The sequence below is a fragment of the Thalassospira lucentensis genome, assembly GCF_011806425.1.
GTDB lineage: Bacteria > Pseudomonadota > Alphaproteobacteria > Rhodospirillales > Thalassospiraceae > Thalassospira > Thalassospira lucentensis_B.
Map to the genome: position 1 here is coordinate 139,711 of NZ_JAATOV010000007.1, position 20,659 is coordinate 160,369.

Annotated in this window: 18 protein-coding genes; 15 read left to right on the plus strand and 3 right to left on the minus strand. The window is 52.9% G+C overall.

Features of this window, described 5'->3' with window-relative positions:
* Positions 1-2 precede the first annotated feature (2 nt).
* The 11 genes from tkt to HCZ99_RS18800 all read left to right on the plus strand — a co-directional run bounded on the left by tkt (position 3) and on the right by HCZ99_RS18800 (position 12,065).
* The gene (tkt, locus tag HCZ99_RS18750; RefSeq protein WP_167448550.1) at positions 3-1,985 is read left to right on the plus strand and encodes a transketolase; all 1,983 of its coding nucleotides are present in this window, start codon (positions 3-5) and stop codon (positions 1,983-1,985) included.
* A gap of 111 nt (positions 1,986-2,096) precedes the next feature.
* Complete coding sequence (gene gap, locus HCZ99_RS18755) at positions 2,097-3,104, plus strand: type I glyceraldehyde-3-phosphate dehydrogenase (protein ID WP_167448551.1); 1,008 nt, start codon at positions 2,097-2,099, stop codon at positions 3,102-3,104.
* Positions 3,105-3,290: 186 nt separating this feature from the next.
* The gene (locus tag HCZ99_RS18760; RefSeq protein WP_167448552.1) at positions 3,291-4,013 is read left to right on the plus strand and encodes a spermidine synthase; all 723 of its coding nucleotides are present in this window, start codon (positions 3,291-3,293) and stop codon (positions 4,011-4,013) included.
* Between the two features lie 43 nt (positions 4,014-4,056).
* Positions 4,057-4,491: a hypothetical protein gene (locus HCZ99_RS18765; RefSeq protein ID WP_167448553.1), complete on the plus strand. Its 435-nt coding sequence runs from the start codon at positions 4,057-4,059 to the stop codon at positions 4,489-4,491.
* 72 nt (positions 4,492-4,563) lie between these two features.
* Positions 4,564-5,214, plus strand: a complete 651-nt coding sequence (gene thiE, locus HCZ99_RS18770; protein WP_167448554.1) for a thiamine phosphate synthase — start codon at positions 4,564-4,566, stop codon at positions 5,212-5,214.
* A gap of 208 nt (positions 5,215-5,422) precedes the next feature.
* On the plus strand, positions 5,423-5,989 hold the full coding sequence (gene efp / locus HCZ99_RS18775; RefSeq protein WP_167448555.1) for an elongation factor P: 567 nt from the start codon (positions 5,423-5,425) through the stop codon (positions 5,987-5,989).
* A 67-nt stretch (positions 5,990-6,056) separates the two neighbouring features.
* Positions 6,057-6,866, plus strand: a complete 810-nt coding sequence (locus HCZ99_RS18780; RefSeq protein WP_368484286.1) for an inositol monophosphatase — start codon at positions 6,057-6,059, stop codon at positions 6,864-6,866.
* Positions 6,867-7,137: 271 nt separating this feature from the next.
* The gene (locus HCZ99_RS20855) at positions 7,138-8,367 is read left to right on the plus strand and encodes an OmpA family protein (protein ID WP_303047865.1); all 1,230 of its coding nucleotides are present in this window, start codon (positions 7,138-7,140) and stop codon (positions 8,365-8,367) included.
* A 12-nt stretch (positions 8,368-8,379) separates the two neighbouring features.
* Positions 8,380-9,567 (plus strand): flagellar motor protein MotA, encoded by a 1,188-nt coding sequence (locus HCZ99_RS18790; protein ID WP_167448557.1) that lies wholly within the window; start codon positions 8,380-8,382, stop codon positions 9,565-9,567.
* Positions 9,568-9,571: 4 nt separating this feature from the next.
* Positions 9,572-10,735 carry a peptidoglycan -binding protein gene (locus HCZ99_RS18795; protein WP_167448558.1) on the plus strand — a complete coding sequence of 388 codons (1,164 nt, stop codon included), beginning with the start codon at positions 9,572-9,574 and terminating at the stop codon, positions 10,733-10,735.
* A gap of 142 nt (positions 10,736-10,877) precedes the next feature.
* Positions 10,878-12,065, plus strand: a complete 1,188-nt coding sequence (locus HCZ99_RS18800; RefSeq protein ID WP_167448559.1) for a benzoate/H(+) symporter BenE family transporter — start codon at positions 10,878-10,880, stop codon at positions 12,063-12,065.
* 16 nt (positions 12,066-12,081) lie between these two features.
* Here HCZ99_RS18800 and HCZ99_RS18805 read toward each other — a convergent pair whose 3' ends face one another.
* Together HCZ99_RS18805 and HCZ99_RS18810 are read right to left on the minus strand one after the other, a co-directional pair.
* Positions 12,082-12,522, minus strand: a complete 441-nt coding sequence (locus HCZ99_RS18805) for a VOC family protein (protein WP_167448560.1) — start codon at positions 12,520-12,522, stop codon at positions 12,082-12,084.
* A gap of 22 nt (positions 12,523-12,544) precedes the next feature.
* The gene (locus tag HCZ99_RS18810; protein WP_167448561.1) at positions 12,545-13,303 is read right to left on the minus strand and encodes a hypothetical protein; all 759 of its coding nucleotides are present in this window, start codon (positions 13,301-13,303) and stop codon (positions 12,545-12,547) included.
* Between the two features lie 374 nt (positions 13,304-13,677).
* On the opposite strand from HCZ99_RS18810, the gene HCZ99_RS18815 reads away from it, so the two are divergent.
* Entirely contained in the window at positions 13,678-17,169 is a 3,492-nt protein-coding gene (locus HCZ99_RS18815) for an indolepyruvate ferredoxin oxidoreductase family protein (RefSeq protein WP_167448562.1), read from the plus strand.
* Positions 17,170-17,229: 60 nt separating this feature from the next.
* Here HCZ99_RS18815 and HCZ99_RS18820 read toward each other — a convergent pair whose 3' ends face one another.
* Positions 17,230-17,676 carry an MmcB family DNA repair protein gene (locus HCZ99_RS18820; protein ID WP_167448563.1) on the minus strand — a complete coding sequence of 149 codons (447 nt, stop codon included), beginning with the start codon at positions 17,674-17,676 and terminating at the stop codon, positions 17,230-17,232.
* A gap of 106 nt (positions 17,677-17,782) precedes the next feature.
* Here HCZ99_RS18820 and HCZ99_RS18825 point away from each other — a divergent pair, with 106 nt between their 5' ends.
* The 3 genes from HCZ99_RS18825 to HCZ99_RS18835 are packed head-to-tail and all read left to right on the plus strand — an operon-like array spanning position 17,783 to position 20,635.
* Complete coding sequence (locus HCZ99_RS18825; protein ID WP_167448564.1) at positions 17,783-19,207, plus strand: hypothetical protein; 1,425 nt, start codon at positions 17,783-17,785, stop codon at positions 19,205-19,207.
* 1 nt (position 19,208) lies between these two features.
* Positions 19,209-20,207: a glycosyltransferase gene (locus HCZ99_RS18830; protein ID WP_167448565.1), complete on the plus strand. Its 999-nt coding sequence runs from the start codon at positions 19,209-19,211 to the stop codon at positions 20,205-20,207.
* Positions 20,204-20,635, plus strand: a complete 432-nt coding sequence (locus HCZ99_RS18835; protein WP_167448566.1) for a GtrA family protein — start codon at positions 20,204-20,206, stop codon at positions 20,633-20,635. The genes HCZ99_RS18830 and HCZ99_RS18835 overlap by 4 nt, the downstream gene beginning before the upstream one ends.
* Positions 20,636-20,659 lie beyond the last annotated feature (24 nt).

Below are 20,659 nucleotides of genomic sequence, written 5' to 3' on the forward strand. Positions count from 1 at the left end.
TCATGACGACGCAAACAGAACACAACCGCATGGCCAACGCCATCCGCTTCCTTTCGGCCGATGCTGTCGAAAAAGCTAAATCCGGTCACCCGGGCATGCCGATGGGCATGGCAGATGTTGCGACTGTTCTTTACACCAAATTCTTGAAGTTTGATCCGAAGCACCCGAACTGGCCGGACCGCGACCGTTTTGTCCTGTCCGCAGGTCACGGTTCGATGCTTCTGTATTCGCTCCTGCACCTGACCGGATACGAAGATTTCGATCTTGATCAGATCAAGAATTTCCGTCAGATGGGCTCACGCACTGCGGGTCACCCTGAATACGGCCACGGCGAAGGCATTGAAACCACCACCGGCCCACTGGGTCAGGGTATTGCAACCTCGGTTGGTTTCGCCCTTGGCGAGCGCATCATGAATGCCCGTTTTGGCGATAGCGTTGTTGATCACTACACCTATGTGATTGCCGGCGACGGTTGCCTGATGGAAGGGATCTCCCAAGAAGCCATTTCGATGGCTGGCCACATGAAACTGTCGAAACTGATCGTCCTGTTTGACGATAACGGCATTTCGATTGATGGCCCGACCTCGCTTTCGACGTCCGAAGATCACACCAAGCGCTTTGAAGCTGCTGGCTGGGATGTTCAGTCGATTGACGGTCACGATCCGGCTGCCATCGAAGCCGCGATTGCCAAAGCAAAAACCACCAACACCCCGTCGATGATCGCCTGCAAAACCGAAATCGGTTTTGGCGCCCCGACCAAGGGTGGCACCTCGGCAACGCACGGCTCCCCGCTCGGTGCCGAAGAACTCGCTGGTGCACGCAAAAAACTTGGCTGGACGTCTGAGCCGTTTGAAATCCCAGATGACGTGCGTGACGCATGGACCGCTGCTGGTGCGCGCGGTGCAGACGACTTCAATGCTTGGGGTGGTCGCTTCGAAGGTCTTGATGCCGCGTTGAAAGACGAGTTCGAGCGCCGCATCGAAGGCAAGCTTCCGGAAAACTGGATCGAAGCGTTCAACGACTACAAAAAACAGATCACCGAAGACAAGCCAAAGGTCGCCACCCGTAAAGCGTCCGAGAATGTTCTCGAAGTGCTGACCAAAGCGATCCCGGAAATGATCGGCGGCTCTGCCGACCTGACCGGTTCGAACAACACCAAGACCAGCGTTCAGGCCCCGATCAACGCCGACGGCGGTTATGAAGGTGGCTACATCTATTACGGTATCCGTGAACACGGCATGGCTGCTGCCATGAACGGTTTGGCCCTGCATGGTGGCGTTTTGCCATACGGCGGGACCTTCTTGGTCTTCACCGATTACTGCCGCCCGGCGATCCGTTTGTCCGCCCTGATGAACCAGCGCGTTGTTTACGTCATGACCCACGATTCCATAGGTCTTGGCGAAGACGGCCCGACCCATCAGCCGGTTGAACATGTTGCGTCGCTGCGCGCCATGCCGAACGTGACCGTGATCCGCCCGGCCGATGCGGTTGAAACCGCAGAAGCATGGGCAATGTCGATCACCAATGAAAGCGGTCCGACCGTTTTGGCCCTGACCCGTCAGAACCTGCCGGTACTGCGCACCGAATACCGCGAAGACAACCTTGTTGCCCGCGGCGGTTACGTGATTTCCGATTGCGATGGTGATCGTCAGGTCACCCTGATCGCGACCGGTTCAGAAGTTGAAATCGCCGTCGACGCACAGGCCAAACTCAAAGCAGACGGCATCAATGCTGCTGTTGTTTCGCTGCCGAGCTGGGAACTGTTTGACGCCCAGTCACCGGAATACCGCAAAGAGGTCTTGGGCAGCGCACCGCGCATCGCCATCGAGGCCCTGTCGGTATTTGGTTGGGAAAAATATGTTGGCGATACCGGCAAGGTTATCGGCATGCATGGTTTCGGTGCTTCTGCACCGGCCCCGGTTCTGTATGAGCATTTCGGCATCACTGCCGACGCAATGGTCAAAGCGGCCAAGGAACTGGTTTAATTTACGGGGCCGGATCGGTAATATGCCGGTCCGGCCTTTTTCTTTGGGTTTGAACCCTAAGCTGTGATTGATACTCGCCCGGGTGCAATCATTATAATTTTGGAGGTATGAATGGCTATTCGCGTAGCGATTAATGGTTTTGGTCGTATTGGCCGTCTGGTTCTGCGTTCTATCGTTGAAAGTGGCCGTACCGACGTTGAAGTGGTTGCCATCAATGATCTGGGTGACGTCAATACCAACGCGCATCTTCTGAAATATGATTCCGTTCATGGCGTTCTGGCCAATGACGTCAAAGCCGAAGGCGAAAACCTCGTCATCGACGGCAAAGAAATCAAAGTTTGCTCTGAACGTGATCCGGCGAACCTGCCGTGGGCCGCGCTGAACGTTGATATTGCTTTTGAATGCACCGGTATCTTCCTTGACGAAGCGGGTGCTGGCAAACATCTGACCGCTGGCGCAAAACGCGTTCTGATTTCCGCCCCGGCAAAAGGCGACATCAAAACCGTGGTATACGGCGTCAACAGCGACAGCCTGACCGCCGACGACGTCATTGTTTCAAACGCCTCTTGCACCACCAACTGCTTGGCACCGGTTGCAGACGTTCTGAACAAAACCGTTGGCATCACCAAGGGCTTCATGACGACCGTTCACGCCTTCACCGGCGACCAGAACACCGTTGACAGCCTGCACAAAGATCTGCGTCGTGCCCGTTCGGCATCGCTTTCGATGATCCCGACCTCGACCGGTGCGGCAAAGGCCGTTGGTCTTGTTCTGCCGGAACTCAAAGGCAAATTGGACGGTACCGCGATCCGCGTTCCGACCCCGAACGTCTCGATGGTTGACCTGACCTTTGTTGCCGGTCGTGATACGTCTGTTGATGAAATCAATGCAGCGATCAAAGAAGCCGCGAACGGCCCGCTTAAGGGTGTTCTTGGCGTCTGCGAAGCACCGCTGGTATCGGTTGACTTCAACCACAATCCGAACAGCTCGACCTTCGATGCGACCCAGACCCAGGTGATGGACGGTAACTTCGTTCGTATCCTGTCTTGGTACGACAACGAATGGGGCTTCTCCAACCGTATGAGCGACACCGCCGTCGCCATGGCGAAGTTCCTCTAAGGTCCGTTCATCGACAAGCGATCCGGCCCTTCGGCCCGATCAACTTACTGAACGATGATTTTGCGAAGTGCCCGAAGTTTTACTGCTTCGGGCACTTTTCTTTTGCCGGTTGGTGCGCCACAGTTTGACGCATCGGCTTTCGGTCTGCCATATGAAGACGCACCCCCAGCGCACAAGGAGCCCCGCGTGAGCCTTTTATTCAAAGAACTTGATTACCGGCCAACCCCAATGGGGGTTCTTAGCCTGCGCAGGCGGCGTGAACTCAGCCTTGATATCGATATTTATGAAATCAAACTTGATGACGAATATCTGATGTCCAGCCTGTTTACCGATGCCGAAGTCGCCTTGGCCGATCTGGGCCTTGCGGAACTTGACCGTGACGATCTCAACGTCGTCGTGGGCGGGCTTGGTTTGGGCTATACCGCCAAGGCTGCGCTGGATAATCCGAAAACCGGCAAGCTTGCGGTTCTTGATACGCTTAATGAAGTCATTGAATGGCATCAGGAAGGTTTATTGCCGATTGGCGCGCAACTGACGAATGACCCGCGCTGCGCACTGGTGCATGGCGATTTCTTTGCCGCGTCCTTTGCCGATACGCCGGGCATGAACCCGGCTGAGCCGGATGTTAAACATGATGCCATCTTGCTAGACGTTGATCATTCGCCGTCTAATGTCCTGCATCCCGATCATGCGCGGCTTTACACCGAAGACGGCCTGAAACTTTTGGCAAACCACCTTGTGCCGGGCGGTATTTTTGCCCTGTGGTCCACCGAAATGCCCGAAGACTGGTTTGAAGCCAATCTGAAATCTGCCTTTGATACCATCCGCGCCGAAGTCATTACCTTCAAACATCCGGTAATGGACCGCGAAGACATCAATACCGTCTATATCGCGCGCAAAGCATCGTAAGCATCAGTAAAAACGTAACGCCCACCAAGCAACATTCATCACCATGGCATCACCCAAGTCTGATCCGATCATTCGCATTCACGGTATCGCCGGGGCCAAATCAGCCTGCCGGGTGATGGGGGCTGCGCCCTTTACCGTGCTCTCGCCTATGCATGCTGCAATGTCACTTGGGGCGGGATGGTTTGGCGCGCTAGTCGATCAAACCCGCGAAGAATTCCCAAACGCGGACTTTAAGGCCGTTCTTGATTGCCGGGGGCGGCGTTCCGGGGCCTTGGCGGCCTTTGAAATCAGTCTTTCAGGTGTGATTGTCGATCCCATGCCCGATGACGCACTTGATCGTTTGACCGATCTTGGACGCCAGTCGGGCTGTAAGGTCATGATGGCCCTGCCCGTTGATGCTGATCTTTATGAAATGGCCGATACCACCCTGCCCGATCACGAGTTGGACCGGCGGCTACGCCTTCACCTTAACCGTTAAGGCGGCTCAGCAATTGCCAAACGTGATCACAGCGGTTACATAACAGGCAGGAAATCATCAGGAATTATCATCGTGAACGCAGACGAATTTGCCGGTCTTTACCTTCTGACCCCACCGAAAATTGACCTTGCCAGCTTTGGTGAGAAGCTAAAATCGGTTCTTGATACCGGTGCGGTCGATTGTCTGCAGTTGCGCCTTAAAGACGTATCCGATGACGAAATCCGCAAGGCGATTGAAACCATCCTGCCGCTGTGTAATGACCGCGACATCCCGCTGATCCTTAATGACCGGCCTGATCTGGCCAAGGCATCAGGATGTGACGGCGTGCATGTTGGCGAAGACGATGCCAGCTATGATGACGCCCGCGCGATCATGGGCGAGGAACACATTGTCGGCGTGTCATGCTATGACAGCCGCCATCGCGCCATGGAACTTGGTGAAAAGGGTGCTGATTACGTGGCCTTTGGAGCATTTTATCCAACCCAAACCAAAGAAGCCAAAACCAGCGTCACACCAGAAATCATCGAAATCTGGACGACCTTTACCACCGTCCCCTGCGTTGCCATTGGCGGGATTACCGCCGAAAATGTCGCACCGATTGTACAGGCCGGTGCTGATTTCGTTGCCGTGACGTCTGGTGTCTGGAACCATCCCGATGTGCCCGAAGCCGGGGCGCGCGCGATCAAGGCCGCAATTATCGCCGCCACCGAAGACGACGCATAACCATCCCTTCCCGTCATTCCCAAACCGTAAAATCGCAAAGCGGGCAAATAATTGCCCAAGCCATGCGCGAATGATGGGGTGTTATGCACGATAACGCTGCGCAATCTGCTTGCAGCAAACCGGCCAAGCTGGTAGTTAACGCCTCTTAAATGGGGCCAGTGCCCCTTGTTACATCGTGAATCTGTAATCTGAAAGAACGGTTGGTGCCATGAAAATCAACGGCAACGAAATCCGTCCGGGTAACCTTATCGAACATAAAGGTGCCCTGTGGCGTGCGGTAAAATGTCAGGCTGTCAAACCAGGTAAAGGCGGTGCTTTTAACCAGGTTGAACTTAAAGATATTCGTAGTGGTACCAAGCTGAACGAGCGTTTCCGTGCATCGGAAACCGTTGAGCGCGTTCGTCTTGAACAGAAAGAATATACCTATCTGTTCGCCGATGGTGACATGATCACCTTTATGGACAGCGAAACGTTCGAACAGATTACAGTCAATGCAGAACTGGTTGGCGAACCGGCTGTTTATCTTCAGGACAACATGGTTGTAACCATCGAATCGTTCGAAGATGAACCCCTTGCTGTGACCCTGCCCGAGCATGTTGTCTTCAAAATTGTTGAAGCCGACGCCGTGGTCAAAGGTCAGACCCAGTCTTCTTCTTTCAAACCAGCCGTTCTTGAAAACGGTGTTCGTGTGATGGTGCCCCCGCATATTGAATCGGGTACGCGCATCGTCGTGAACACTGTCGAAGGCACCTATCTTGAGCGTGCCAAAGACTAAGGACGGGTTTCCCGTCCTTCTGGTTTAAGACACCCCATCTTTTAATTCCAACACCGGGAGATATGCCGTGCGAGGCGCCGCCCGTCGTTCAGCAAATATCAACGTCATGTTCAAGGCCGTCGAAAAGGCTGCCTATGGACTAAAACGCGACTTCGGTGAAGTCGAGAACCTTCAGGTTTCGATGAAAGGCCCGGCAGATTTCGTATCTTCGGCTGATTTTCGTGCCGAAAAACGCCTGCGCGAGGAACTTGAACGTGCCCGCCCAGGATATGGCTTCCTGCTTGAAGAAGGCGGCGAAGTTAAGGGTTCCGACCCAGACCATCGCTGGATCATTGATCCGCTTGATGGCACCACCAACTTCCTGCATGGCATTCCGCATTTTGCCATTTCCGTTGCCCTTCAGCGGGGCGATGAAATCATTGCCGGCATCATTTATGACGTCGCCAAGGATGAATTCTTCTGGGCGGAAAAAGGCGTTGGTGCCTTTCTTGATAACCGTCGCCTGCGCGTTTCAGGCCGTCGTCGCCTGAACGAATGCGTTCTGGCCTGCGGTGTGCCCCATATCGGACACGGCGATCACGCTGTCTTCGAAAAGCAACTGCATACAGTCATGGACCGTTGTGCAGGCGTGCGCCGCATGGGTGCCGCATCGCTTGATATGGCATATGTCGCAGCGGGCCGTTACGACGGTTACTGGGAATCGCACATCAATGCATGGGACATCGCAGCTGGCCTTATTCTGATTTCAGAAGCCGGTGGTTATGTCCGTGATGCCAACGGTGGCACCAACATGCTTGGTACCGGAAGTGTCGTTGCTGCCAACGACTACATCCAGCCGGTTCTGGCCAAAACGCTTAAGAAAGCAATTGCTGACTAACTGTCAGCTTTTATTACCGTTTTTTAAAAAGGGCCCCTTCGAATTTGATCGAAGGGGCCCTTTTTCTTTTACCGTCAAAGCGGTTGTTCATTACCGGGCTCTAAGCTATGGTACATGTGCGTTGTCGCGCCAATTGTATAAGGTGCTGTCAACCAGAGGGGTGGCATTCGCATGAAAACGGGTGCCTAACGATCGACACAAAACTGTGTGATATAGAAAAACGTTATCCAATACGGTTTCAAACACAGGGTATTAAGGGGCCTGCGATTTGATGGGGTATTCCAAGATTTCGGTGCTGGCGTTAATGACCGCACTGGGAACAAGCGCGTTCTTTGGCGGTAGCGCATCCGCACAGCAATACTCCCCCGTTTCTGTAAACAGTGACGTACAAGTAAATTGGGATGTTGCCGACGGATATGGCGCACAGCCAACCGTGCCACAATATTTATCCCCCACCGTTTCGCGTGAACATATTGCCATGCCTGGTGGCGATTTGATTTACCCCGAAACGCGTCCAAGATCAGAATTCCTTGCCGATAACCAGTTCAACACTGGCGGCTATGGCGATGGTTTTGAAACGGTTGTGATTGATGGTGCAGGTGGCAATAGCTTCCCGACCCAATCACAGTTTTATGGCGTACCGGGCGGGACCATGTCGTCTTCGATGGATGATGGTGCAAACCAAACCATCGCGCTGAACCGGCCCGCACCGACAGCACCACGCACCAAACCAGCCGCACCACGGCAGACTGAAAGCGCGTATTCATCTGATAACGCGCCAAAGCCGTTGACCAAACCGGCACCGGAACCAGCGCCAGAACCGGTTTCTTCACCGGCCCCGGCACCGAAACCGACGCAAACAGAAACGGCAAGCGCGCCAGTCACAGCACCCGCCGCGCCAAAGCCGGAACCGTCAACAGACACAGCAATGGTCGAGCCGCCAAAGGCGCCGCCGCTTCCGTCTGAGGACACCAAAGCACCGGCACCGTCAGCACCTGTTGTTGAACCGCTTGAGCCAAGCTCGAACACACCGGTTGCGCCGACTGCGGCACCCGATACCACGACCGAGCCAACCCAAATGGCCGAAGCTGCACCGAAACCGGCACCAAAACCGACCCCGGAACCCGCAGCAGAAGAAGCATCAATTCCGCCAGCAACAAAGGCCCCTGTGCCAAGCACCTCATCTGGTGCTGGCGAATACAGCCTTGGCTTTGCCAGCGACAGCTTTGAACTGACCAACGCCGCGCGCAACGAACTAAATGAAGTCATTGCCGCGATGAATGACGATGACAATCTGCGCATTCAGCTTCAGGCCTATGCCGAAGGTGACGGGGCCAATGCGTCCAAAGCGCGCCGACTGTCCTTGTCCCGTGCACTACAAGTTCGCTCCTATCTGATCGACCAAGGGGTGCGTTCCACACGCATTGATGTTCGTGCCTTGGGCGCGAATGTTCCGTCTGGCCCTGCAGATCGCGTCGATATCAAAACCGTTCAACGCTAGGATTAAGAAGCTATGAGCACTCATTCGGCCAATGGTACCGGGTCGCTTCCGCCCATTACCAAACCCGGAAGTTATCTGACACGTATGGCGATTTTCGTTGCCATCATTGTCGGGGTTGGCGCCCTGCTTTACCCTGCCCTGTCTGATGCCTTTATGGCCAATGTGGTGCTCAATGGCTTGATCATTGGCGTGTTTATTGTCGGGGTGATTTACACCTTCCGCATGGCCGCCAGCCTGTCGCCGGAAGTCACCTGGATCGAAGATTTCCGCCGCAACCGTCCGGGCCTGACATCGCAAGTTCCGCCAAAACTGTTGGCCCCGATGGCCAGCATGATGAACGAACAGCGCCGCGATCGTCCGCAACTTTCGACCATGTCGACCCGAACGATCCTTGATTCCATTCGTTCACGTCTGGATGAAAGCCGCGAACTGTCACGCTACATCGTCGGGCTGCTGGTTTTCCTGGGTCTGCTTGGGACGTTTTGGGGCCTTCTGCAAACGGTCAATTCCGTTGCCGATGTCATCAGCGACGTTAATGTCGGTGGTAGCGGTTCCAGCATGGATCTATGGTTCTCTGAGCTAAAAAACGGTCTTGCCGAACCGCTTGGTGGCATGGGCACGGCGTTTTCATCTTCGCTGTTTGGTCTTGCTGGCTCTCTTGCGCTTGGTCTTTTGGACATGCAGGCCGGTCAGGCACAGAACCGTTTCTTCAACGAACTTGAAGAATGGCTTTCAAGCTTTACCCGTCTTGGATCGGGTGGCGGCATTAGCGAGGGCGAACAATCTGTTCCAGCATATCTTTCGGCCCTGATCGAACAGATGGCGGACAATATGGAAGGGTTGCAAAACTCGATCCAGCGATCCGAAAGCTCCCAGATCAAAAGCCATAACACCCTGATCGATCTGGCGGATAAGCTTTCGACCCTGACCGATCAGATGAAGGCCGAACAACAATTGATGGTCAAGCTTGCCGAAAACCAGATGCACCTCAAACCGGTTCTTGATCAGTTGGCCGATTCGATGAAAATGGGTGGCTTTGGGATTGATGATAATACCAAGGCACACATTCGCTCGCTTGATAGCCAGCTTGGCCGTATCGGCGAAGAACTGACCATGGGCCGCCAGCAATCGACACAGGAAATCAGAAGCGAAATTAAGCTCCTCGCCCGCACCATCGCCGCCATCGCCGAGGAGGGCTGATCGCATGGCCGGTCTTTCGCGCCGTCGCAATCGCGATGTAAACACGTGGCCGGGCTTTGTTGATGCGCTGGCAACGCTTCTGATGGTGATCATCTTCTTGTTGATGATCTTTGTCATTGCCCAAGTCTATCTTGGCGCGGCCCTGTCTGGCCGTGACGCGGCACTAAGCGACCTTACCGCTCAGGTCAACGAACTGACCAACCTTCTGTCGCTTGAGCGCGGCAACAATCAACGCATGGAACTGGAATTGACCCAGCTCACGACCGAGCTTTCCAATACCAGCGACCAGCGTGATGACCTCAAAGCCCGTGCGGCCGCCCTCGCCAGCCAGCTTTCCGACGCCAAGCTTTCCGCTGACGAGATCGAGAAAAAATTGCTCGCGGCCTTGGCAACGCTTGAAAACAAAGAAGCCGAGTTGACCGAGCTTCGCCAAAGCACGGACGAGAAAATCGACGATCAGGATGCCCGGATCGAAGAACTTTCCGCCCTTTTGGCATCGCGTGCCGCAGAACTCGAAGACCAGAAAGACCTAAGCGAAGAAGCACAGGCTCAGGTTGCCGCCCTTAACCAGCAAATGCTGGCCCTGCGTCAACAGCTTCAGCGCATCGAAGCAGCGCTTGAAACCTCAGAACGCGAAAACGAAGAAAAAGACGCCCAGATTGTTAATCTTGGCAACCGCCTGAACGCAGCCCTTGCCACCAAGGTTGCCGAACTTCAACGTTATCGTTCAGAATTCTTTGGTCGCCTGCGCGAAGTGCTGGGGGATCGTCAAGACATCCGGGTTGTGGGTGATCGCTTTGTCTTCCAGTCCGAAGTTCTGTTTGGATCAGGCTCCGCCGATCTTGGCGAAGGCGGTCAGGAACAGCTGGCCAAGCTTGCCGATACGCTTAAAACCATTTCCGCAGAAATCCCAGATGATATCGATTGGGTGATGCGCGTTGATGGTCACACGGACAAGGTGCCAATCAGGAACCTGAAATTTGCGTCAAACTGGGAACTGTCAGCGGCACGCGCCATTTCGGTTGTTAAATTCCTGATCGAACGCGGCGTTCCGCCAAATCGTTTGGTTGCCGCTGGGTTTGGTGAATACCAGCCCCTTGATAACCGCGACGATGAAATCGCCTTCCGTCGTAACCGACGCATCGAATTCAAGATCACTGAACGCTGATCCTCTGATTATCCATCCCAAAACCCCGCAGGTCATAGCCTGCGGGGTTTTGTTTTTTCTGGCTTGAATAAATACTTGCCGCTAATGTCACACACTTTTTGCGTTAATAACCTCATGAACATTCCCACCTGACGGAACCACTATGCTGCGTGATATCTCCCCCCAAAGTCTTTTCATGGGCCTTTTGGCCGGCTTCGTTGGCTGGGCCAGTGCCTTTGCTGTGGTTTTGCAGGGGCTATCTGCGGTGGGGGCAACTCCGGAACAGGCCGCATCGGGGCTTATGGCGCTTTCTGTGTCGATGGGGCTTTGTGCAATCGTCTTATCCCTGCGAACAAAGCTTCCGATCAGCATCGCGTGGTCAACACCCGGTGCAGCGTTGCTGGCAACATCCGGGGCGATTGACGGTGGTTTTTCCGTCGCCGTCGGGGCGTTTATCATTTGCGCCATCCTGATCATCATCAGTGGCGTTTGGAAACCATTGGGCCGCGCGGTTTCCCGTATTCCAGCACCGCTCGCCAATGCCATGTTGGCCGGGGTGTTGCTTGGCCTCTGCCTTGCGCCGGTTAAGGCCGTTGCCTTTAATCCCATATTGGGTTTGCCAATCGTGATCGCCTGGCTGGTGGTTGGGCGGTTTAACCGTCTGCTTGCCGTTCCCGCCGCCCTTTTGGCTTTTATTGCTGTAATGATTTTCGGTATCGATTTTCCGCCAAACGCCTTGGCAGACCTTGGCAGTTCCATCGCCCCACCGATTGAATTCGTGATGCCTGACTTTACCCTTGCCGGGCTGGTTGGCATCGCGTTACCGCTTTTCGTTGTCACCATGGCATCGCAGAACATTCCGGGCACGGCTGTTTTGCGGGCCAATGGTTATGACACACCACCCGGACCGCTTTTTGCCACGACTGGCTTCTTTTCGTTACTATCCGCCCCCTTTGGCGGCCACGCAGTGAACCTTGCGGCGATTACGGCGGCACTTTGTGCGGGCGAAGATGCCCATCCAGATCCGGCCAAACGATATTGGGCGGCTGTATTTGGCGGTGTGTTTTACATCGTGTTTGGTCTATTGGCCGGTTTTGTCACCGCCTTTATCACGATCGCACCCAGCATCCTGATCGAAGCCGTCGCGGGGCTTGCCCTGATCGGGGCCTTTGCCGGGTCCGTCGTCGCGGCGTTCAAGGACGACGACGCCCGTGAAGCCGCTGCTGTTACCTTCATCGTCACGGCGGCCGGACTGACATTCTATGGGGTATCGGGTGCGTTTTGGGGATTGCTGGCCGGCGGGCTTATTTACGTCCTGACGCATTTGCGCAATCGCAGAAATACCAACTAGATTTGGTAACGCTGTCCTAGTCCTGCTTTGGAAGATGAAGGTTGCCAGCCTTATCAAGTTCCCAGAATGGATTGAATGCCACTTCCCACGCATGCCCGTCGGGATCTCGGAAATATCCAGAATACCCACCCCAGAATACCTTTTCAGCCGGTTTCTGGATTTTTGCCCCGGCTTTTTCAGCCTCACGCATCACCGCGTCCACCTCGGCCTCGCTGCGCGCATTAAATGCCAATGTCACTCCGCCAAATGTCGCCCCGCTATCGTCGTCAAACTTGCCATCTTCAACAAGCGCGGCCCGACCAAACAGACCAAGTGCCAATCCATTGGACAACTGATAAAAAACCACCTGGCCTTCGACCATCTGGGTCACCTGCCAACCAAGCCCGTCTTCGTAAAACCGCCGGGACCGATCCAGATCAGCCACGCCAATTGTGATCAGTGAAACACGTTGGTCCATTCAGTACTCCTACACATAGCTTTCAGTGCTCACGCAACCGCGCGAGATACTCTTCTTCCGGAAAATCTCCGGAACGCTTGTAAACACTGAAATCGAGTTTATCGACTTTAGGTTTCCGGAAAAGAAAGGAGTTCTTTAGAGTGTTACCTCTTCGCGACAATACTTCACTAAGCAAGTATGCATACGCTGCACAACTTCTAATAGCGACGTCCATCTGCTCAATAGAATCGCTGTTTCGGGTATCTACGTACCCCGAATCCAACCTTCTGCCTAAAAACCGAAACGCACTCTCCTTATGAGCTGCAGCGTCGTTTCGCATGCTTTCCTCAACCAAGCGATTGTAGTTTTCAATTGTAGCTTCCAGCAGAGTAAAAGACCTAACTATTGCATAGAAGTATAAGAGTGCCGCCCCCGTCACATCTAAGTGTTTATGCAGAACTGTTGACAGTTCATCAATGGGAGGCCAAATCTTCGGTAAATGCAGATATTCGATACTAATATGAATTTCATCAACGTCACCAAACTCCTCACTTCTCTCCAAAAGATCATCAATTCTCTGGTTTTCGGTTTCTATAAACGACCTGATACCATTAATGTGCTGTACTTTTAACTGTAAAACAGAATCAAATACCGCAGCAGTCGCTGCTAGCGCTCCGTTCACAGCCCTAATCTGTCTACGCTTATATGAAAAATTCTCCTTCAATATTAAGAATATTTGGGTGCTGAGCGCCCCAATTACTGCACCAGCAACAGAACTAACATTAAGTAAATTCAGCTCCACCGATCATCCCCTCCATTTTATCGCGCAAGCCTTCCGACTCTGCCTCCTTTAAGCAGCACTACCAAATCCGAATTTGCGATGCACCGCAACAACGACGCAATTATATTGCGCATAAATCGGTACCGGAATAAGTAAATAATAAGTTGACGTAACGTCAACCGATGCAATCAGGCGTTTTACGCATTGCAATGCGAGTTCGTTTTGAAAAAAGGTCAGTCTTTATTACCATTCTTGTGTCTGGTGCTGGTCCCGCAAACCGTGTCAGATGAATTCAAGCACGGGTCATCCCAAAACACTGCCCCCACACCAATATAAAAATAAGCAGTGCATCAAAGACCCGGCATATCAGAGAGAGATCCCAAGGGAGACTGGTCATGGCACAATTGGCGGCAGTTCGTCTTGATGACAAATATACGCTTGAAGAAGGCCGGGTATATCTAACCGGTATTCAGGCGCTGGTACGATTGCCCCTGATGCAGCGCCAGCTTGATGCGCGCGCGGGGCTGAATACGGCAGGCTGTATTTCCGGTTACCGGGGCTCTCCGCTTGGTGGCCTTGATCAGCAACTTTGGCGCGCCAAGAAATTCCTGACCAAACAGCAGATCGAATTTCAGGCCGGTGTGAACGAAGACCTCGCCGCCACCGTTGTCTGGGGCAGTCAGCAGGTCAACATGTATCCGGATGCCAAATATGATGGCGTATTTGGTATGTGGTACGGCAAGGGACCGGGTGTTGACCGATCCGGTGATGTGTTCAAACACGCCAATCATGCGGGGACGTCAAAACATGGTGGCGTTTTGGTTTTGGCCGGTGACGACCATTCTTGCAAATCATCCACCCTGCCCCATCAAACCGAATATGCTTTTATCGATGCGCAAATCCCGGTTCTAAACCCATCGGGTGTTCAGGATATCCTTGATTTCGGTATCCATGGCTGGGCCATGAGCCGTTATTCCGGTTGCTGGGTGGCGATGAAAACCATTGCCGAAACGGTCGAAAGTTCCGCAGCTGCCGATGTTGCGCCTGATCGCATTACCCCGATCATACCCGACGATTTCGCAATGCCCGAGGGCGGCCTGCATATCCGCTGGCCCGACACGCCCAAGGAACAAGAACATCGTCTGATGAAGTATAAGCTGTATGCCGCCCTCGCCTACGCGCGCGTCAATAAGCTGAATAAAACCGTGATCGACAGCCCCAATGCCCGCCTTGGCATCATCACAACCGGCAAGGCGTACCTTGATGTCATGCAGGCCTTTGATGATTTGGGCATATCCGAAGATGACGCTGCCAAGATCGGCATCCGCGTTCTAAAGGTCGGCATGAGCTGGCCACTGAACCGTGACGACGTGCGCGAATTCGCCATGGGCTTAGAGGAAATCATCGTCGTCGAAGAAAAACGCGCGGTGATGGAAAATCAGGTCAAAGAACAGCTCTATAACTGGCGCGAAGATGTCCGCCCGCAGGTCATCGGCAAGTTCGATGAAAAAGGCGAATGGATCCTGCCATCAATGGATGAACTGACCCCGGCCCGCATTGCGGTTGTCTTGGCCGCGCGGATCAAGCGGTTCTATGACAGCCCCGCCATTCACGAACGCATCGATTGGCTGGCCGAAAAAGAAAAAGAAATCGCCGAACCGCGCCCGGATGTTGCCCGCATTCCGTGGTTCTGCCCGGGCTGCCCACATAACAGCTCCACCAAGGTCCCCGATGGCAGCCGCGCCATGGCCGGGATTGGCTGTCATTACATGGTCAATTGGATGGACCGCTCGACCGAAACCTTTACCCATATGGGCGGCGAAGGCGCGACTTGGATCGGCCAGGCCCCCTTTACCAATGAAAAGCACATTTTCCAGAACCTTGGCGATGGCACCTATTACCATTCCGGGTCTTTGGCAGTGCGCGCGGCTGTGGCTGCGGGCGTCAACATCACCTATAAAATCCTGTTTAACGACGCGGTTGCCATGACCGGTGGCCAGCCGGTTGATGGCCCGCTGACCGTTCCGCAAATCACCCGTCAGATGTTTGACGAAGGCGCAAAACGCATCATCGTTCTGTCTGACGAGCCGGAAAAATACCCAATGGGGTCTGATTTTGCCCCGGGAGTGGATATCCGTCACCGCGACGAACTTGATGCCACCCAAAAAGAACTGCGCGAAATCGAAGGTGTGACGATCTTGGTCTTTGATCAGACCTGTGCTGCGGAAAAACGCCGCCGTCGCAAACGCAAACTGATGGTCGATCCACCCAATCGCATCTTTATCAATGACCTTGTCTGTGAAGGTTGTGGCGATTGCGGTGAAAAATCCAACTGCCTTGCGGTTGTTCCAGTCGAAACCGAATTTGGCCGCAAGCGCGCCATTGATCAATCCGCCTGTAACAAGGATTTCTCTTGCCTAAACGGCTTCTGCCCAAGCTTTGTCACCATCGAAGGCGGATCGCTGCGCAAACCCGACGCCGCCGCAAAAAGCGATGATCATGGCGATAATCGCACCAACATCTTTGCCAACCTGCCGCGCCCGACCCTTCCTGATATCGACCAACCTTGGTCGGTCCTGATCACCGGCGTTGGTGGCACCGGCGTCGTGACCATTGGTGCGCTGCTTGGCATGGCCGCCCATATGGAGGGCAAAGGCATCGTCGGGCTGGATATGGCCGGGTTGGCTCAAAAAGGTGGGGCTGTTGTCAGCCACATCCGCTTTGCCAATGACCAAAACAAGCTTCACGCTGCACGCATTCCGGCGGGCGAAGCCAACGTCGTTCTGGGCTGTGATCTGTTGGTGGCGGCAAGTTACGAAGGCCTCGCCAAAATGCGCCGCAACTTTACCCAGGCGGTCATCAACACCCACGAAACCGTGACCGGTGCCTTTACCCGCAACCCGGATTTCGAACTTAAAACCAACGAACATATGAAAGTCATCTCCGACACCTGTGGTGCGGATGCCGTCCGTTTCGTTGAAGGCAGCGATATTGCCACGCGTTTGATGGGTAATTCGATTGCCACCAATCTGTTTATGCTGGGTGTTGCATGGCAGCGCGGCCTGATCCCGATAACGGAAGAATCCCTAATGCAGGCGATTGAGCTGAATGGTGTGGCTGTCGATATGAACAAACAGTCCTTCTACTGGGGCCGCCTTTATGCCCACGATCCCAAGCGCGTGCTTGAAGTTTTCGGTCCCAACGAAACCGAAGCCCACCCCATCGCAACGTCCCTTTCCGACATCATTGCCAAACGCCGCACCTTCCTGACTGGTTATCAAAACGCGGCCTACGCCGATCGCTATAGCACCCTTGTCGATCAGGTTGCCGCGGCGGAAAAGCGTCTTGATGGCGGCGACGAACTGACCAAAACGGTTGCGAAATACTACTTCAAGCTTCTGGCCTATAAGGACGAATACGAAGTCGCACGGCTTTACACCGACCCCGCGTTCCATAAGAAATTGGCCAAGACCTTTACTGGCAATTACAAAATCAAATTCCACCTTGCCCCGCCCGCTGTCGCGGACAAGGACCCGGAAAATGGCGAACTGAAAAAGTCGGTTTATGGACCGTGGATGATGACGGCCTTTGGGGTTTTGGCGAAACTCAAATTCCTGCGCGGCACGGCCCTTGATCCGTTTGGCCGAAACCATGAACGCAAAATTGAACGCCAATTGATTGCCGATTATGAAACGCTGGTGGCCGAAGTCATTTCTGGGCTGACCCATGATAATGCCCGCATCGCCAACGCCCTTTTGGCCTTGCCCGAACAGATCCGCGGCTATGGCCATGTAAAGGACGCCAACATTGCCAAGGTCAAAAAACGCGAAGCCGAACTGATCGAACAGTTCCGCAATCCACCAGAACACCTTAAAGCAGCGGAATAACCCCCGCGTGACGTCAAAGTCCAGAAGGCCCGGAACAATGGACCCGGGCCTTCTGCTTTTTTAGCTTGTGAAAACGGCGTCCCGCGTCCCCGTCCCCGTCCCCAATCGACTGGCGGCAGTTTGACCAAATGAAATCAAAAGCTTTTTGCGCCGTGCGGCCGACAGTTTACTTTCTTCGGGCATGCGAAGGATTGCGGCCTCAAACCGGTCCGCAACGATAAGCCCAACATTCTCGGAAATCAGGTCTTTTGGAAAATCCATTGGCACAGCAAAGAAAAGCCGGTCGCAATAATCGATATAACTTTCCCACTTCTGGTCGGCCTTGAAATCCTCAATCGATGATTTCACCTCAACCGCCCAAAGTTCTCCCTTTGGGCCTAACGCCAAGACATCAAGCCGCCGCCCATTTCCCAAACGAAGTTCGGTCAAACAAGCCATCTGATAATGATACAAAAGCCGACAGACACCCTCGGTGACCTCGGCTGTAATTTCGGGACGTGGTTTCATCTAAGACAATTTCACAAATAAACTTCATTCTAACTAAACTAAAAAATTTACCTGCAAATTCAATCGCATTATGCTGCGCCCATCGTTAATGGGGGGACACAAATTAATGATGCGCAACATTTTTGCTGCATTGAAGCCACTTGGAAAATCTCAGTTTTTCTGGTGCTTAATTGGCTCTACTATCTGTCTAATCTGGATGGCTACACTCAAAGAAGCACCACGCCCAGATTACGCAGATGCGAGACAATATATTGCGATCGCGTCGAACTTGGCTAAATTTGGCACGGTGAATGCGCGCCTTCACGCAACCGAAAAGACTATCGATCCCAGTATTAGTCGAGAACCCGGATACCCTTTTTTATTGTCAGTCGTATTCCAGCTTGATGATAGCCTGGAACATATATCCGCCGACTGCCTTTACGCTGAAGGATGCGGAACTGAGCCATATATTATTGCTAAATGGACAAACCGCATACTGATCATCGCCGCTGGTTTTGTAATGTTCTTCGCGGTTCGCTGTATAACTGGAAGCCCGTTCGCTGCAATCATGGGCGGTATGCACATCTGGCTGAACCATCAGGCACACAAAAACTATGATTATGTGATTTCAGACCCTCTCGCACTTTTTCTCGCAAGTGCACTTGTCTTTGCCATCGTATGGGCATGGAAACATAAAAGCCCCGCATCGTGGATATTTCCGGGACTTGTCTTTGTATGTCTCGCGTTTACGAAGGCCATATACATCTATTTATTGCCCATCACATTTCTGGTTGGTGTCCTGTTTGTTCTTCTCAGCAAACAAAGATGGAAGTCTTCCCTCGCAAAACTTATGATTTTTATCATAGTTTCCGCGACACCCATTGCCCTCTGGTTGGACCGCAATCACGACATTACTGGACGCTATCAGTTTACGGACAGCCGCGGCGGTATAGCATTAAGCACCCGAGTTGTTTTCAATGAAATGGACTTTACAGACTATCTCGCCGCCTTCACCTACTGGACGGGCAGTGCTGGTGATGGTTGGGCAGAGAAACTATTCCCAGCGGATGTTGTTAGACCATTCGGTTGGTATGAGGAAGATGGTTACTATCTCAGAGGACAGCTAGGCTTTGGCAAGCGCGTCGATCAACTGATTGAAGATCGGGGGCTCTCAAAAGTTCAAGCTAATGATCTTGCTGAACAAGAACTCAAGGAAGCCATCCTATCTCGACCGGTCAAGCATCTCGTTACAACCTTACCCCTGATTTATCGCGGAATTTGGATCGACGAGTTTGCAATCATCACTTTCCCGGCTTTTATTGCACTACTTTTCTATGCGGTGCGTCGAAGAAAGGGACTGTTGATCGCAGTTTTATTGCCCTCACTGTTTTCAATAGTGTTTTATGCCGCTTTTAGCTTAAACCTATCGCGCTATCAGATGACAGCTATCCCCGGCTTTTCAATCGCTTTTGCCTATTTCGCGCTATGGGCTAGTCGCCAAATAAATAACTGGCGTGCGCGCCGCCAGATACCTTTGGAAAAAGGAAATTAATATGTCCAGAGGTTACGCAATAGAATCTCTATCCATTTATGAAAGTGCCCGCATTGCAATCATTCTTCCGTGCTATAATGAGGGCAAGGCGATTGCGCATGTCATCGGTGCTTTTCGCAAAATCGTTCCAACTGCGGAAATCGTCGTAATCGACAATGCATCGACTGATGACACGGCACAACAAGCCCGCTCAGCCGGCGCTAAAGTCGTGCGAGAGAGCCTTCCAGGCAAAGGTCATGCCGTAAGGCGAGGCTTTTCCGAAGTCGAAGCTGACATCTATGTAATGGCTGATGGGGATGGAACTTATGATGCCACAGCGCTACCCGCCCTGATTAACCGATTGGTGGTTGATCGGCTAGACATGGTCGTCGGCACCCGAGCAGAGAAAGAGGAAGCCGCCTATCGCAGCGGTCACCGTATTGGCAACCGCCTTTTTAACACCGTATTTGCCAAATTATTTGGTGCCCGTTTTACTGATATTTTCTCAGGGTACCGCGTTTTCTCCCGGCGCTTCGTCAAAACTTTCCCTGCAATTTCCACAGGGTTTGAAATTGAAACCGAAATATCGGTTCACGCCATTATGCTACGCGCTCCTGTAACGGAAGTTCCGACTTCTTACGGAGCTCGTCACGAGGGAACAGAAAGCAAGCTTCGTACGTATCGGGATGGAGCTCGTATCTTAAGCCGAATTTTGTTATTTACCGCCACCCATAAGCCGTTCGTTTTTTATGGAATTCTTGCTGCGTTCCTTACATTTGTAACCATCTTGCTTGGGCTACCACTGGTTTTCCACTACCTAGAAACAGGGCGCGTGGAACGACTACCAACTGCAGTTCTCACTGTAGGCTTTATGATTTCGGCGGCTTTAAGCTTTGTCACCGGTGCGATTTTATCTAATATCGGCATCGGGCAATGGGAGGTCAAACGACTTGCCTACCTACAGCAAAAAGACCAGCTAGATCCTTTACGCAAACTTCTCTCTGAAACCGAAACCGAATGATAACTAAACCTTTGTTAGAAAAAGGCTTCCGTTTTGTACTTGTCGGAACCATTGGCTTTGTTTGTGACGCAGGATTACTGTGGCTTACCACCCACCAAGCTGGTCTTGACCCGTACAGCGGAAGGTTGATTTCATTTTCATTTGCGCTGTTTTTAACCTGGTTGCTGAATGCTAATTTCACATTCAAAAGTCCAAACAGCAAGCGCAGTAAAAGCCGTTTTGCCGGATACGTAGCCGTTCAACTTAGTTCATTTTCACTGAACTATGGTATTTATAGCGGTCTTGTTGGTCTCGGCCTCGTCTTGCCCATTTTCGCACTTGTGATCGCATCGCTGATTGCGATGTTTTATAGCTTTACCGCAATGAACATGTGGGTATTCAAAGAAAAAACACATAAAAAAAGGGCCCAGAAAGGCCCTTTTTTTTAGTCAAATCGGGCAGAAAACCCTTCG